This window comes from Pseudomonas sp. NPDC089554 (genome assembly GCF_050280645.1).
Classification (GTDB): Bacteria; Pseudomonadota; Gammaproteobacteria; order Pseudomonadales; family Pseudomonadaceae; genus Aquipseudomonas.
In genome coordinates, this window is record NZ_JBNNVR010000015.1 from 48,170 (window position 1) to 62,256 (window position 14,087).

Consider the following 14,087-nt stretch of genomic DNA (forward strand, 5'->3'; position numbering starts at 1 on the left):
CGAACCACCTTCGGCCAACGTGTTCAGCGACTGGGAGATCGCCGTAGCGCTGGAGCGTGCTTGTTGATCGTTGGCTGGCAGGGCGAAGGCATTGGCAGCCAGGATGGACAGACTCAGGCTCAGCAGCAGTTGGCGTTTCATTATTTGGTGCTCCTCGTGGGACGCTGGAAAGTGGGTACGAGGGCAATGCTACTCTTAGTAACTTAATAGAGAAGTTCATAAGGCTAATGGTGACCATCGACGCTATTGATAGGGCGCAGGATGGCTCTAGATAGGGTGTTTCAGGGCTAGCCCAACCACGGCTGGGGCTATGCCTTCGAAGTCTCGGCCATGACAAACTCACGAAAAAGCTATGCCGCCATGGTCTCGCTGGCTTGTTCCATGCGTTGTTTGCGACACCTCTTTTCGTACAGAACCTAGTCTTTGCAGCTTGGAGGACGATTAATCTGACGTCATCCAGAACGGGTCGTGTTGCCAATCACGTGGGAAACCCATTGCCTCCAAGCGGATCTCTGGAAAAGTGGCAAGTAACTCGTGCAGACGTTTATCCCAGCTCGTGTGCGGGCTAACTTGGCGCATTAATAGGTTGAGCATGCAAAACACGGTAAACATGCGTGCGTGAGGCCCAGACTGTTGCAAGTGGAGAGGCCAAGAGAACGTGACATTTCTCGGGAGCTCTGGACGAATGCCCAGCTCCCGGTTCCAAAGGCGTGCGTGATGAGCGCAGATATTCCGGATAGTGGTCAAGGTATGAAGCCAAGATTGCATCAACGGCCCGGGCAAGCCGAGGCGTCGAGCAATCGCCTTGCGGTCTGCATCTCGTGCAAGACCTTTGAAAAGGTGGGAGAGATCACCCAGCGTGATTTCCTCCATCGCGGCCCACGCTGGCATCAGGTCAGGCGAGTTGTAGCTCAAGGTATAGTGGCGGGCGTAGCTTTCTTTGGCGCGCATACCCTTGAGCAGTGCCTTGCGCGGCGCGGGAGCCATGGAGCGCTCTATCCGCTGGCATTCTCGAGCATGGTCTTGGCAGGCCTTTGATTGTTTGGCGCGAATTCCGTCGAGCAGCTCCTGATGACGGTAATCGGTTTGAAACATCGTGCGCTCGAGATACCAGTGGGCGCCATAGGTCGGCCCCATGTGATTACTTACTGAAGCGCGAGCGGCAACCTCGATACGTTCTATCGCATCTATTACCAACAGACGCAGACGCCTGTCGAACTCATAAAGACGAGTGAGTTCCAGCAGGGTTGTTCCCGGAACGAAGGCGTGTGCCATGTCCTCAGGTACCTGAAACGGGCGCATGTAGGGTGTAAGTCGAAAGAAACTGACCGCTTCCAGGAAGCAGCGCGCTTTTTCTTCATCTTTGACGATCAGCCCACGCGATTTAAGCAGGCTCATCTGTTCGGCAGTATCGATGGCGGGTTTGCTGAAGCACTTCATGCTGAAATCGGCCGGGCAAAAAAAACCCGCTCAATTTGTGCGTAGCTACCGAGGTAACCATAGGCATGGCGGGTGTGTTGGGCGCAAGGTTAGGCATTGCCTAGTGGTTTTGCAAGATTTCTTCAGTGTTTCTTGTATTCGGGATTGTGTCATCAGACACAAGATGAAAAGCCTTGGATTACTGGTTGTATTGGGGCTGCGGAGCTGCCTCAGCGGTGTGTCGCGCTAACCGCGCGTCTGCCGCGGCAATTCGCCGAAACGCTGCCGGTAGTAGGCCGAGAATCGTCCGGTGTGGGCAAAGCCATACTCCAACGCCACCTCCGTGACACTGGCACTGGGGTTGCCCAGCAAATAGTCCCGCGCCGCCTCCAGGCGCAGGCTGCGCAGGCGGTCCATCGGGCTTTGTGCGTATTCGCGCTGGCACAGGGTGTTGAGGCTGCGGATGCTCACCCCCGCCTCGCTGGCCAGTTGCGGCAGGCTGATGCTCTGGTTCAGGTTGGCGCGCATGCAGGCTTCTATGCGCTCGAGGTGACGTGGCGGCTGGCGCAGGTCGTTGCAGGCCTGTGGTTCGGTCGAGCAATGGCTGAGTAGGAACAGCGGCAAGCTCTGTTCCAGGTGCTGAAGCCAGGGCGAGAGCGGCTGCGCTTGCATGCCTTGGGGCAAGTGCTCGAGCAATTCGCTGACCAGGCGTAGCCAGCGCACCGCCAGTGGCCGTTGCAGGCGGCTCAAGGCCGGTAACCCCACGTTCTGCTGCATCTGCGCCTGGCTGCTCTCGATCAAGGACCGGGGCAGCTTGAGGATCAGCTGCTCGCAACCAGCTTCCCACAGCACCCGCGCACTCTCGCGAGGCGCCAGCACGGCCGCATCGCCGGGGCTGACGCAGTGGCTGATGCCATCGCACTGCAAGGTGGCGTTGCCGTGCAACGGCATTTGCACCAGCACGAAATCTTCGAAGGGCTGCGGGCGAATCTCTACCTGGCCGCCGTAGCGCAGCGCATACAACTCGCAACTGGCGACCTGGCCACGGTGCAAGGTCACGTCCACTCGCCCGTCAGGCCATTCCAGCTCATGGGCCACCAACGCTTCGCCCAGGCGCTGCTGCACGGCCTGGGACGAGCAGCTGTTGAACCCCGGCTGGCTGATCAGCGCAGACAGGTCCAGGCCGAGGCGGTTGGCGCTCGTGCTGTGCAGGCTGCCCATCTCACAGCGTCCGGTTGCGGCGGGCTTCGTTGCGCTGCAAGGTGGCGCTGGGGGCCTCGTCGAACAGCTTGCGGTACTCGCTGGCGAAGCGCCCCAGGTGCGAGAAGCCCCAGCCCATGGCGATCACCGAAATATTGCGCACCGAGGCGTCTTCGAGAATTTCCTGGCGCACGGCGCCGAGCCGGTACTTCTTCAGGTAGGCCATGGGCGAGAGGCCGAAGTGCTTGCGAAAACCTTCGAACAGCTTGAAGCGCGAGACACCCGCCGCGTGCTCGATGTCTTCCAGGTGCATTTCCTCGCGGGCATTGGCCTCGATGTAGTTCTTGGCGCGCACCAGGTAGTACGGCAGCTTGCTGCCCATCTGCTCGCGCAGCTCGGCGCTGTAGTTGTTTGGCTGCGAGAGAATCAGGCCCTTGATCAGCGCGGTTTCCACGTCGCGGGTGAACGACACGTGCTCGAACAGGCCATGGCCGCGCTCCAGTTCATCCACGTAGTAGCGCGCCATGCGCCACCAGGAAGCCGAGGCGCCGTCCACCGCATCCATGAGCGGTTCGAACACCAGCGGCATGTCCAGGGGGCGCTGCAGCATCGATTCGAGGGTTTGGCGCATGGCCATGCGGGTAATCACCACCGAGACCTTCTGGCAGTCGCCGGTCATGCTCAGGGTCTGGGTTTCGTAGGGGGTGACGATCAGCCCTTGGTCGCGGTCGGAATTCAGGCGCTTGCCGTTCTTGAGCAGCTCCTGCTCGCCACGGATCGGCAGGCTGAGGCTGTAGCAATTGAGGTGTTCGGCATCTTCCACGCCGATGGTCACGTCGGTTCCATATTCCATGCGCCCCAGGGTGGTGGACATGGATTTGAAGACATTGGCGCTGTGGTGGAAATGAATGCGGTTCGGCTGGCGTGTCTGCAACTCGTGTGGGCCACAGATGCCGGCCATCCAGTCCCTTGCACCGGCGAGATCGTAGCGATCTATTCGAATATCTTTTATTTGCACAATGCTGGGTTGGTTCATGACAGTGCACCCACGGCTATGGATATCGACACGCTCTATCGGCGTTTATGCACGTTAGGTAAGCAAAGCCTATGCCCGACATCGTACCGGTCAGGCATATCCAGAATTTTTGGCTAGCAATGACGGACTAACTGGATATCCAACAGGTTTATATCTAATACCGAATATGTCTGGATCCAATAAGCCACCCTGGGCCGATTCAATTGGGCGCAGGGTGGCGTTCTATTTCAGGGCAGACCGTTACCAAAATTTCCAGGTGTAGGTGGTAATAAGCCGATTCTCGACCCAGTCGTTACCGTGGCTGAACTTCGCCACGACATTACCCGCCTCGAAACCCAGGCCCTGCAAGGGGCCACTTTGCACCACATAGGAAAGCACCAGGTTGCGCTCGCTTTCCGCCGCTTCGCTCAAGTCGCCCGCGCGTTTCACCGAAGTGCCGTGCAGGTAGCGGGTCATGAATTTAAGGCCCGGAATGCCCATGCCGGCGAAGTCGTAGTCGTAACGCGCCTGCCAGGATTTCTCGTTGGGCTTGATGAACGCCACGCGCGACCAGTTCACCAGGAACGGCTGCGGCACATAGCCGCCCAGGGTGGGGAAGTTGCTGTCGCCGAGCATGCGCTGGTAGCCCACGCCAAAGCCATGCGAGCCTTTGCGCAGGATGGTCATGAGGCCGTAGGACTGGTTGTCGATCTCGCCATACAGCGCATCGCCGTCCTCGTTGTTGTTGAAGTAGCGCAGGTCGGTCTTCAGCCCGTAGCCGCCGCCGAGGTCCGCCAGGTGGGTCAGGCCCAGGTAATGCTGTTTGTAGATATCTTCCAGCTGCGCGTAGTAGTAGCTGCCGGTGAAGGCCTTGTTGAACGCATAGCTGCCGCCAGCCAGGTTCAAGGCATCACTACCGCGCACCACGCCGGAGCCGGTTTGCAGGTACATCTTTTCGTAGTTGCTCGAGTTACGTGCGCCGAACTCGGTGAGCCGCCCGGCGTGCAGGGTGAGGCCGTCGATTTCCTTGGACTCCAGCAGGCCGCCGCGGTAAGTGGTGATCAGCTGACGCGAGTCGTCGATCACCACCACCGGCAGGATCGGCCGCAGCTCGCCCACTTTCAGCTCGGTCTTGGAGTAGCGCATCTTGAAGGTCAGCCCGCCACGCCCGTAGTCGTGTGGCTGGCTCTGGCTGCTGACGCTGTAGGGGATGATCGTGTCGTCACCGCGCCCGCCGCCGCCATCCAGGCGCAGGGCGTATTGCACATTGGCGTCCACGCCGAACTGTAGCGGGCCCTCGGTGTAGCCCGAGGCGAAGCGCAGGTCGAAGCCCTGGGTCCAGCTGCCCACCCGCGAGCGCGCCGGGTTGTCATTCTTGAAGTCGCGGTCGATGTAGAAGTTGCGCATGCCCAGCGCCAGGCTGCTGTCGTCGACGATGTCGGCTTGCGCCAACAATGGCGCACATACACCCGCAGTCAATACGCCCCGGACCCACCACGTTCTTTGCAACATATCGTTCTTCCCCAGGCCGCGTGCAGCGCGGCATTTTTAATTGGACGGCTTTGATGCCGCTATGCAAGAGGGCAGTCGTGTCACCAATGCAACGAACACTCTGTCGGTGTCTGGGGGAATTAAGCGGTATGCCTGCGCCAGCGGCTATCCCGTTACTTAAGGACAAATAGCCATTTGCTCAGCACCGGAATCGGGGGATATCCCGGTTTGCGCGGGGTTGGAAAATATTCGGAAAAATGCCGCCGATTTTCTGGATGGTATTCACCCACTAAGCGGATAGACCCTGCGCGACGGCAACTCATTTAATGGATGCATGAATGAGCCCGATGGCCGAGGACTACCCCCATGCATCAAGCGAGAAGCGTCGAACAGTGGAAACACTTCATTGAAAGTTGCCTGGACTTTCGCCCGGCCGATGGCGTCTACCGCATCGCCCGTGACATGTTCACCGAGCCTGCCCTGTTCGACCTGGAAATGGAGCTGATTTTCGAGAAGAACTGGATCTACGCCTGCCACGAAAGCGAGATCGCCAACAACCACGACTTCATGACCATGCGCGCCGGGCGCCAGCCGCTGATCATCACCCGTGATGGCGAAGGCAAGCTCAACGCGCTGATCAACGCCTGCCAGCACCGCGGCACTACCCTGACCCGGGTCGGCAAAGGCAACCAGTCCACCTTCACCTGCCCGTTCCACGCCTGGTGCTACAAGAGCGACGGGCGCCTGGTGAAGGTAAAAGCGCCGGGCGAATATCCCGAAGGCTTCGACAAGGCCACTCGTGGCCTGAAGAAGGCCCGCATTGAGAGCTACAAGGGCTTCGTGTTCGTAAGCCTCGATGTGGCTGGCAGCGACACCCTGGAAGACTTCCTGGGTGACGCCAAGGTGTTCTTCGACATGATGGTGGCGCAGTCGCCCACCGGCCAGCTCGAAGTACTGCCCGGCAAGAGTTCCTACACCTACGACGGCAACTGGAAGTTGCAGAACGAAAACGGCCTGGACGGTTACCACGTCAGCACCGTGCACTACAACTACGTGGCCACCGTGCAGCACCGCCAGCAGGTCAACGCCGAGAAAGGCCTGGCCTCCAGCGACACCCTGGACTACAGCAAGCTCGGCGCCGGCGACAAGGAAACCGACGACGGCTGGTTCGCCTTCCACAACGGCCACAGCGTGCTGTTCAGCGACATGCCCAACCCGGCGGTGCGCCCCGGTTACGCCAGCATCATGCCGCGCCTGGTCGAAGAACACGGCCAGGGCAAGGCCGAGTGGATGATGCACCGCCTGCGCAACCTGAACATCTACCCGAGCATGTTCTTCCTCGACCAGATCAGCTCGCAGCTGCGCATCATCCGCCCTGTGGCCTGGAACAAGACCGAGATCAACAGCTTCTGCCTGGGCGTGGTGGGCGAGTCCGACGCCGACCGCGAAAACCGCATTCGCCAGTTCGAAGACTTCTTCAACGTTTCCGGCATGGGCACCCCAGACGACCTGGTGGAGTTCCGCGAAGCCCAGCGCGGCTTCCAGGCCCGCCTTGAGCGCTGGAGCGACATCTCCCGTGGCGAGGGCAAGTGGATCGAAGGCGCCACGCGCAACAGCGAAACCATCGGCATCCACCCCGCCATGACCGGCGCCGAATTCACCCACGAAGGCCTGTACGTCAACCAGCACGCCAACTGGCAGCGCTTCCTGCTCGAAGGCCTGGCCCGCAAGGCCAACGACGAGCAGCAGCTGCTCAAGCTCAAGGAAGTGTGACCATGAATGCGCAACTGCAATACCGCGTCGAGCAATTCCTCTACCGCAACGCCGAGGCCTGCGATGCCCAGGACTGGGACGCCTACCTTGCGATGTTCAGCGAGGACAGCGAGTTCCACCTGCCGCAATGGGATTCGGAGCACGTCTACACCACCGACCCGAAGAAAGGCATGTCGCTGATCTACTACGCCAACCGTGGCGGCCTGGAAGACCGCGTGTTCCGCATTCGCACCGGCAAGGCCGCCTCGACCATCCCGATGCCGCGCACCGTGCACCTGCTGAACAACGTGCGCATCGCGCAACTGGACGGCGATGAATTGGAAGTGCGGGTGAACTGGCACACCTTGTTCTACCGCATGCAGACCGCCGACCAGTTCTTCGGGCTGGCTACCTACCGCCTGCGCCCGCACGGCGAGAGCTGGCTGATCGCGCGCAAGCACGTGGTGCTGCTCAACGACCAGATCAACTCCGTGCTCGACTTCTACCACCTCTGATCCCTGCGGAACCTGCCTTATGACGTACAAAGTCGCCTTCAGTTTTGCCGACGGCAAGACGCTGTTCTGCCAGGTGCAGAGCAACGAGATCCTGCTGGACGCAGCGTTGCGCAGCGGCATCAAGATCCCGCTGGACTGTCGCGAAGGCGTCTGTGCCACCTGCCAGGGGCGCTGCGAGTCTGGGCAGTACACCCAGGAATACGTGGATGACGAGGCGCTGTCGGCCCAGGACCTGGCCGAACGCAAAGTGCTGACCTGCCAGACCCGCGTGCAATCGGATGCTGCGTTCTACTTCGACTTCGACTCCACGCTGTGCGCCAACACTGGCCCGGCCAGCCTGCAAGGCACTGTAAGCCAGGTGCAGCAGGTATCGCCGACCACCGCCATCGTGCATGTGGAAACCGGCGCCGCGGGTGCCGCGCTGGACTACCTGCCCGGCCAGTACGCTCGCCTTAAGGTGCCGGGCACCGAGCACCGTCGCTCGTACTCGTTCGCCTGCGCACCGGGCAGCAGCCAGTTGCAGTTCCTGATTCGCCTGCTGCCCAGCGGCGTGATGAGCGACTACGTACGCGAACGCTGCCAGGTAGGCGATTTGATCGACATGGAAGCGCCGCTGGGCGCGTTCTACCTGCGTCACGTCGACCGCCCGCTGTTGATGGTCGCGGGCGGCACCGGGCTGTCGGCCTTCCTCGGCATGCTCGACCAGATCGCCGAGCAGGGCGGCTGCGGCCACCCGGTGCACCTGTACTACGGCGTGCGTAACGCCGCCGACCTGTGCGAGCTGGCGCGTATTGAAGCCTATGCCCAGCGCATTCCCGGTTTCACCTTCACCCCGGTAGTCAGCGAACCCGATGGCGACTGGCCAGGCAAGGCGGGCTATATTGCCGAGCATCTGGACGTGGCGGCACTGCGCGACCAGCCCTTCGATGTGTACCTGTGCGGCCCGCCGCCGATGGTCGAGTCGATCAAGACCTGGCGCAGCGAGCATGGCCTGGACCATAGCCGCCTGTACCTGGAGAAGTTCACCGAAAGCAATAGCTGAACCTATAACAACAACACCTCGGCCCGCCCGAGCATTGAAACGCTGCCCTCTTCGAATAACAGCAAAGGCCGCATCATGAAAAACCTGATATTGCGTGCATGTCTGGCAACTTCGCTCTGTGCGGTTACCGCCGCACAGGCTGTGGAACCTGTCCGGATCGGCTTCATCACCACCTTGTCCACCCCAGCCGGTTATTTGGGCGAGGATTCGCGCGACGGCTTCCAGCTGGCGATCGACCAGGAAGGTGGCAAGCTCGGTGGCGTACCCGTGCAACTGATCGTCGAGGACGACGCGCTGCAACCGGCCAAGGCCAAGCAGATCGCCGACCGCATGAGCCTGGATGGCATTTCGTTGTACACCGGGGTGATCTTCTCCAACGTGCTGGCGGCGGTGATCAATACCGCGACCAAGGACGGCTTCTACGTCAGCATCAACACCGCGCCGTCGACCCTGGCCGGTGAAAAGTGCATGGCCAACTACTTCGTCGGCTCCTACCAGAACGACACCATCCACGAGATGGCGGGCGTCGCGGCCAACGAGCTGGGCTACAAGAAAATGGTCATCCTGGCGCCCAACTACCAAGGCGGCCGCGATGCCTTGGCGGGCTTCAAGCGCACCTTCAAGGGCGAAGTGACCGAGATCTACACCAAGCTCAACCAGCTGGACTTCTCGGTGGAACTGGCGCGTATCCGCTCGCTGGCCCCCGATGCGATCTTCCAGTTCCACCCAGGCGGTGGCGGCATCAACTTCGCCAAGCAGTACGGCAGCTCTGGCCTGTCGGCGAAGATCCCGATGGTGGTGCCGGTGTTCTCGATGGACGAGCGCATGCTGGCGGCCACGGGTGAGGTGGCCAAGGGTACCAACATCGTCACCCTGTGGAACCCGCAGTCGACCAACCCGGCCAACCAGGCCTTCGTCAAGGCGTTCACCGAGAAGTACAACCGCGCCCCCACGGTGTATGCCGCCCAGACCTACGACACCGCCCGCCTGATCGGCGCGGCGCTGAAGACCACCCAGGGCGACCTGAAGGACACCCAGGCGTTCCGCACTGCCATGAAGCAGGTCAAGTTCGACTCCATTCGCGGTGACTTCAGCTTCGCCCAGAACCAGCACCCGGTGATCGACTGGTACCTGCTGCAAGTGCAGGCCGACGCCAGCGGCAAGCTGGTGCAGGTGCCGATCAAGACCCTGGCCACTCACCACGTGGACAGCTACGCGGCGCAGTGCAAGCTGTAAACCGCTGCTGAAGCTGGCCGCCCCGTAGCCTGCTGCGGGGCGTTTGCATGAGGAACGCCAAATGCTATTGCTCGAACAGATTCTCAACGGCTTGCAGTACAGCGCCTTGCTGTTCCTGCTGGCTTCGGGGCTGACCCTGATCTTCGGCATCATGGGGGTCATCAACCTGGCCCATGGCGCCTTCTACATGGTCGGCGCCTTCTGCGCCGCCTACACCGCCATGAGCACCGGCTCGTTCTGGCTCGGCGGGCTCGCGGCCCTGCTGGGCGCCGCCTGCTACGGCGCGCTGATCGAAACCTCGATCATGCGCAGGCTGTACCAGCGCGACCACCTCGACCAGGTGCTGGCGACCCTGGCTGTGGTGTTCTTCACCAACGAGCTGCTGACCGTGCTGTTCGGCCGCAGCCCACCGGCCATGCCTACGCCTGAGTGGTATTCGAGCTTCGTGCAGGTGCTGCCGGGCTTGATGTATCCGGTCAGCCGCCTGCTGTTCATCGCCGCCGGTATCGTGGTGGCCGTCGGCATGTGGTGGCTGATCAACTACACCCGCCTGGGCATGCTGATTCGCGCCGGGGCCGACGACCACGAGATGGTCGGCGCGCTGGGGGTGAACATCTCGCGTCTGTATACCTTGGTGTTCGTGTTCGGCTGCGTGCTGTGCGGGCTTGCCGGGTTCATGGCGGCGCCGCTGCTGTCGGTGGAAATCGGCATGGGCGAGAAGATTCTGATCACCACCTTCGTGGTCATCGTGGTCGGCGGCGTGGGTTCGGTACGTGGTGCGCTGGTTGGCGCCTTGCTGATCGGCATGGTCGATAGCCTGGGCCGCGCCTACATACCGCCACTGCTCGATCAGCTGTTGCCCGCCGAAAGCAGCGGCACGGTCAGTGCCGGGCTGATTTCCGCCAGCGCCTACATCGTCATGGCCGTGGTGCTGCTGTTGCGCCCACGCGGCCTGCTGCCGGCCCGTGCCTGAGGAGAAAACCATGTCACCACGTCTTGTCATCGACCTGGTCTGCCTGGCCGTGTTCGCCCTGGTGCCGCTGTTGGCCAGCTGGCTGAACGAGCCTTACCTGGTCAGTTTCTTCACCCGCCTGGCGATCTACGGCATGGCCGCCGTCAGCCTCGATCTGCTGATCGGCTATGGCGCCATGGTGAGCTTCGGCCACGCCGCGTTCTTCGGCCTGGGTGGCTATATCGTCGGCGTCGTCGCCTTCCATACTTCCCAAGGCATGCCGCTATGGGGCTGGGATGGCAGCAACAGTGCGCTGGTGGTGTGGCCATTGGCGCTGTTGATCTGCGCGCTGTTCTCGCTAGTGGTGGGCTACCTGTCGCTGCGTACCACGGGCGTGCAGTTCATCATGATCACCCTGGCCTTCGGGCAGATGCTGTACTTCGTGCTCAGCTCGCTGTCGTTGTATGGCGGCGACGACGGCATCCTGCTCAACGAGCGCAACACCATCGGCGCCCTCGACCTGGGCGACGCCAACCACTTCTACTACCTGTGCAGTGCGCTGTTGCTTGGCTGGTTGCTGCTGTGCCGACGTTTGGTGAATTCGCGCTTCGGCTTCGTGCTACGCGGCCTCAAGCAGAGCGAGCGGCGCACCATCAGCCTGGGCCTCAAGCCTTTGCGCTATCGCCTCACGGCCTTCGTGATCGCCGGCACCGGCGGTGGCCTGGCGGGCATTCTGTGGGCCAACTACGCGCTGTTCGTCAGCCCCGACATGGGCGCCTGGCAGAAGTCTGGCGAGTTGATGGCGATGGTGATTCTCGGCGGTGTCGGCACCTTGCTCGGCCCCCTGCTGGGCGCGGCTACCTACCTGGGCCTGGAACAGGTGCTCAGCCAATGGACCGAGCACTGGATGCTGATCTTCGGCCCACTGCTGTTGCTGGTGGTGCTGTTCGGCAAGAAGGGCGTCTACGGCCTGCTGCTGAGCCTGTTGCAACGCAAGCGCAAGGCAACGCCTGAGCCGGTTGCCAAACGCGTGGAGGCTCGCACATGAGCGCACAACTTTCGATTCGCCACCTGTACAAGGCCTTCGGCGCGGTGAAGGCCACCAACGACGCTTGCCTGGAGCTGGCCAGCGGCGAGCTGCACGCGATCATCGGCCCCAACGGGGCGGGCAAGTCCACGCTGATTGCGCAGATTGCCGGCGAAATTTTCCCGGACGAAGGCGAAATTCACCTGCAGGGCCGCGACATCACCCAGGTGCCGGCTTGGGACCGCCCGCGCCTGGGATTGGCCCGGGCCTTCCAGGTGAGCCAGCTGTACACCGAGTTCACCTTGCTGGAGAACGTCGGCCTGGCGATCGCTGCTCGTGAGGGCAAGGCCTTTGGCATGTGGCAGCCGCTGGCCAGCGACAAGCGTCTGCTGGAACCTGCGCTGCACTACCTGGAGCAGGTCGGTTTGCAGGCGCGGGCCAACGACCCGGTCAGCGAGCTGTCCCACGGCGAACGGCGCCAGCTGGAAATCGCCCTGGCCTTGGCCCAGGAAGCCTCGGTGCTGCTGCTCGACGAGCCGATGGCCGGCATGGGCGCCGAGGAGTCGGCGCGTATGACCGAACTGCTGCACAGCCTCAAGGGCCGCTACTCGATCCTGCTGGTGGAGCACGACATGGACGCGGTGTTCGCCCTGGCCGACCGCATCACCGTGCTGGTCTATGGCCAGACTGTGCTCACCGGTACCGTCGAGCAGGTGCGCAACGACCCGCAGGTGCGGGCCGCCTATCTGGGAGAAGAACATGCTTGAAGTGCAAGGGCTGGTAGCGGGCTACGGGTTGAGCCAGGTGCTGTTCGACATGCACCTGAGCATCGAGCAGGGCCAGGTGGTCTCGCTGATCGGGCGCAACGGCATGGGCAAGACCACCACGGTCAAGTCGATCATGGGGCTGATCAAGCCCAGTGCCGGCAGCATTCGTATCCACGGCAACGAGATGCGTGGCGCCGCGCCTTATCGCATCGCCAAGGCGGGTCTGGGCCTGGTGCCCGAGGGGCGGCGGGCGTTCAGTAGCTTGAGTGTGCGCGAGAACCTGCTGGCCACCGCCAGCAAGGGCAAGTGGGACTTGGCGCGGGTGTACGAGCTGTTCCCGCGTTTGCAGGAACGCCAGGACCAGCTGTCGCGCACGCTCTCGGGCGGTGAGCAGCAGATGCTGGTGGTGGGCCGCGCGCTGCTGACCAACCCTAACCTGCTGATTCTCGATGAAGCCACCGAAGGGCTGGCGCCGATCATTCGCGAGCAGATCTGGCATTGCCTGGCCACGCTCAAGTCCGAGGGCGAGACGATCCTGGTAATCGACAAGAACCTCAAGGAAATGGCGCGGGTGGTGGACCGTCACCACATCATCGAGAAGGGCCGCCAGGTGTGGCAGGGCACGCCGGGTGAGCTGGCGGCGCAGCCTGAGCTGTCGCAGCGCTACCTGGGCGTGTGAGGCGTGATGGACCTCGACCAGGCCTACAACAACGTCGCGGCGGCGGGCAACTTCCCCGCGATCATGGCGCGTTTTCGCCAGCGCAGCGCCGACACCTATGCGGCGCATCGCTGGCAGCGCGACGTGCGGTGCGGGCCGGCGCCACGCGAGCGCATCGACTGGTGCGGCCAGGGTCGTGCCGGTGCGCCGACGTTTTTGTTCATTCATGGCGGCTATTGGCAGGCCTCGGACAAGAGCGACTATGCCTTTATCGCAGAGGGCCTTATCCAGGCGGGGTTCAACGTTGGTTTGCTGGAGTACACCCTGGCGCCCTATGCCCGTATGCACGAGATTGTGCAGCAGATAGGCCGTGCGCTGGGCTACCTGCAACACCAGCGCGAGGCGTTCGGCATTGGCGGGCCGGTGGTGCTGGCCGGGCATTCGGCGGGTGGGCATTTGGCGGCGTTGTATCGCAGCCACCCGTTGGTGAGTGTGGTGATGCCGATCAGCGGCCTGATGGATTTGGCGCCTATCAGCCAGTGTTGGTTGAACGAGAAGTTGCAGTTGAGTGATGAGGAAGTTCGCGACTTCAGCCCGCAGCGGCTGATTGGCGAGGGTGCGCCGATGTTGGTGAGCGTTGGCGCCGAGGAGTTGCCTGAGTTGCTGCGTCATTCGCGCGTATACGCCAGCGCCTGCGAGGCGGCGGGGCAGACCGCGCAATTGCTGGAGGTGCCAGGCTGCAACCACTTCCAGGTGCTTGATGACCTGGCCCGCCTCGATGGCCATCAACTCCCAGCGCTGCTGCAAGCTTTAGCCCAAACCTCAAGCTAATCACCCCCTCTGTAGGAGCGGGCTTGCCCGCGAACACCGGCAAAGCCGGTGCCATCCACCGTGGTGCCTTCTTCGCGGGCAAGCCCGCTCCTACAGGGGGTTGTGCCCGTTTTTCGACGCCCCAAAAAACTCGCCATTTGCGGATAGAAGTTTGCCGTTTGCGGCTATTTCACCCCAGGCGC

The 14,087-nt window shown here is 62.1% G+C and carries 13 protein-coding genes; 9 read left to right on the forward strand and 4 right to left on the reverse strand.

Going from position 1 to position 14,087, the window contains the following annotated elements; all coding sequences use genetic code 11:
* Positions 1 to 441 precede the first annotated feature (441 nt).
* The 4 genes from ACQKPE_RS07230 to ACQKPE_RS07245 form a co-directional block, all read right to left on the reverse strand.
* Positions 442 to 1,440, reverse strand: a complete 999-nt coding sequence (locus ACQKPE_RS07230; RefSeq protein WP_427664484.1) for an Abi family protein — start codon at positions 1,438 to 1,440, stop codon at positions 442 to 444.
* Positions 1,441 to 1,665: 225 nt separating this feature from the next.
* Positions 1,666 to 2,640 carry an AraC family transcriptional regulator gene (locus tag ACQKPE_RS07235; RefSeq protein WP_427664486.1) on the reverse strand — a complete coding sequence of 325 codons (975 nt, stop codon included), beginning with the start codon at positions 2,638 to 2,640 and terminating at the stop codon, positions 1,666 to 1,668.
* 1 nt (position 2,641) lies between these two features.
* Entirely contained in the window at positions 2,642 to 3,655 is a 1,014-nt protein-coding gene (locus tag ACQKPE_RS07240) for an AraC family transcriptional regulator (RefSeq protein ID WP_427664488.1), read from the reverse strand.
* 240 nt (positions 3,656 to 3,895) lie between these two features.
* Entirely contained in the window at positions 3,896 to 5,146 is a 1,251-nt protein-coding gene (locus ACQKPE_RS07245; RefSeq protein ID WP_427664490.1) for an OprD family porin, read from the reverse strand.
* A 345-nt stretch (positions 5,147 to 5,491) separates the two neighbouring features.
* Here ACQKPE_RS07245 and antA point away from each other — a divergent pair, with 345 nt between their 5' ends.
* From antA to ACQKPE_RS07290, 9 genes are all read left to right on the forward strand, one after another.
* Complete coding sequence (gene antA / locus ACQKPE_RS07250; RefSeq protein WP_427664492.1) at positions 5,492 to 6,898, forward strand: anthranilate 1,2-dioxygenase large subunit; 1,407 nt, start codon at positions 5,492 to 5,494, stop codon at positions 6,896 to 6,898.
* A 2-nt stretch (positions 6,899 to 6,900) separates the two neighbouring features.
* On the forward strand, positions 6,901 to 7,392 hold the full coding sequence (gene antB / locus ACQKPE_RS07255; RefSeq protein ID WP_427664493.1) for an anthranilate 1,2-dioxygenase small subunit: 492 nt from the start codon (positions 6,901 to 6,903) through the stop codon (positions 7,390 to 7,392).
* Positions 7,393 to 7,411: 19 nt separating this feature from the next.
* Complete coding sequence (gene antC / locus ACQKPE_RS07260; protein ID WP_427664495.1) at positions 7,412 to 8,434, forward strand: anthranilate 1,2-dioxygenase electron transfer component AntC; 1,023 nt, start codon at positions 7,412 to 7,414, stop codon at positions 8,432 to 8,434.
* Positions 8,435 to 8,509: 75 nt separating this feature from the next.
* Positions 8,510 to 9,670 (forward strand): ABC transporter substrate-binding protein, encoded by a 1,161-nt coding sequence (locus tag ACQKPE_RS07265; RefSeq protein WP_427664497.1) that lies wholly within the window; start codon positions 8,510 to 8,512, stop codon positions 9,668 to 9,670.
* A gap of 61 nt (positions 9,671 to 9,731) precedes the next feature.
* A complete protein-coding gene (locus ACQKPE_RS07270; RefSeq protein ID WP_427664499.1) occupies positions 9,732 to 10,643 on the forward strand; it encodes a branched-chain amino acid ABC transporter permease in 912 nt (303 codons plus the stop codon).
* Positions 10,644 to 10,653: 10 nt separating this feature from the next.
* Positions 10,654 to 11,670, forward strand: a complete 1,017-nt coding sequence (locus tag ACQKPE_RS07275; RefSeq protein ID WP_427664501.1) for a branched-chain amino acid ABC transporter permease — start codon at positions 10,654 to 10,656, stop codon at positions 11,668 to 11,670.
* Positions 11,667 to 12,416, forward strand: coding sequence for an ABC transporter ATP-binding protein (locus ACQKPE_RS07280; RefSeq protein ID WP_427664503.1), 750 nt, complete (start codon positions 11,667 to 11,669; stop codon positions 12,414 to 12,416). Before ACQKPE_RS07275 ends, ACQKPE_RS07280 begins: the two co-directional genes overlap by 4 nt.
* Complete coding sequence (locus ACQKPE_RS07285; protein WP_427664505.1) at positions 12,409 to 13,095, forward strand: ABC transporter ATP-binding protein; 687 nt, start codon at positions 12,409 to 12,411, stop codon at positions 13,093 to 13,095. Before ACQKPE_RS07280 ends, ACQKPE_RS07285 begins: the two co-directional genes overlap by 8 nt.
* A 6-nt stretch (positions 13,096 to 13,101) precedes the next feature.
* Positions 13,102 to 13,905, forward strand: coding sequence for an alpha/beta hydrolase (locus tag ACQKPE_RS07290; protein ID WP_427664507.1), 804 nt, complete (start codon positions 13,102 to 13,104; stop codon positions 13,903 to 13,905).
* Positions 13,906 to 14,087: the final 182 nt, after the last annotated feature.

What these genes read in the sequence shown, in the direction of transcription:
- antC (WP_427664495.1), top strand. Translation starts at nt 7,412, where the DNA reads ATGACGTACAAAGTCGCCTTCAGTTTTGCCGACGGCAAGACGCTGTTC.
- ACQKPE_RS07245 (WP_427664490.1), bottom strand. Translation starts at nt 5,146, where the DNA reads ATGTTGCAAAGAACGTGGTGGGTCCGGGGCGTATTGACTGCGGGTGTA.
- antA (WP_427664492.1), top strand. Translation starts at nt 5,492, where the DNA reads ATGCATCAAGCGAGAAGCGTCGAACAGTGGAAACACTTCATTGAAAGT.
- ACQKPE_RS07275 (WP_427664501.1), top strand. Translation starts at nt 10,654, where the DNA reads ATGTCACCACGTCTTGTCATCGACCTGGTCTGCCTGGCCGTGTTCGCC.
- ACQKPE_RS07290 (WP_427664507.1), top strand. Translation starts at nt 13,102, where the DNA reads ATGGACCTCGACCAGGCCTACAACAACGTCGCGGCGGCGGGCAACTTC.
- ACQKPE_RS07235 (WP_427664486.1), bottom strand. Translation starts at nt 2,640, where the DNA reads ATGGGCAGCCTGCACAGCACGAGCGCCAACCGCCTCGGCCTGGACCTG.
- antB (WP_427664493.1), top strand. Translation starts at nt 6,901, where the DNA reads ATGAATGCGCAACTGCAATACCGCGTCGAGCAATTCCTCTACCGCAAC.
- ACQKPE_RS07230 (WP_427664484.1), bottom strand. Translation starts at nt 1,440, where the DNA reads ATGAAGTGCTTCAGCAAACCCGCCATCGATACTGCCGAACAGATGAGC.
- ACQKPE_RS07270 (WP_427664499.1), top strand. Translation starts at nt 9,732, where the DNA reads ATGCTATTGCTCGAACAGATTCTCAACGGCTTGCAGTACAGCGCCTTG.
- ACQKPE_RS07280 (WP_427664503.1), top strand. Translation starts at nt 11,667, where the DNA reads ATGAGCGCACAACTTTCGATTCGCCACCTGTACAAGGCCTTCGGCGCG.
- ACQKPE_RS07285 (WP_427664505.1), top strand. Translation starts at nt 12,409, where the DNA reads ATGCTTGAAGTGCAAGGGCTGGTAGCGGGCTACGGGTTGAGCCAGGTG.
- ACQKPE_RS07265 (WP_427664497.1), top strand. Translation starts at nt 8,510, where the DNA reads ATGAAAAACCTGATATTGCGTGCATGTCTGGCAACTTCGCTCTGTGCG.
- ACQKPE_RS07240 (WP_427664488.1), bottom strand. Translation starts at nt 3,655, where the DNA reads ATGAACCAACCCAGCATTGTGCAAATAAAAGATATTCGAATAGATCGC.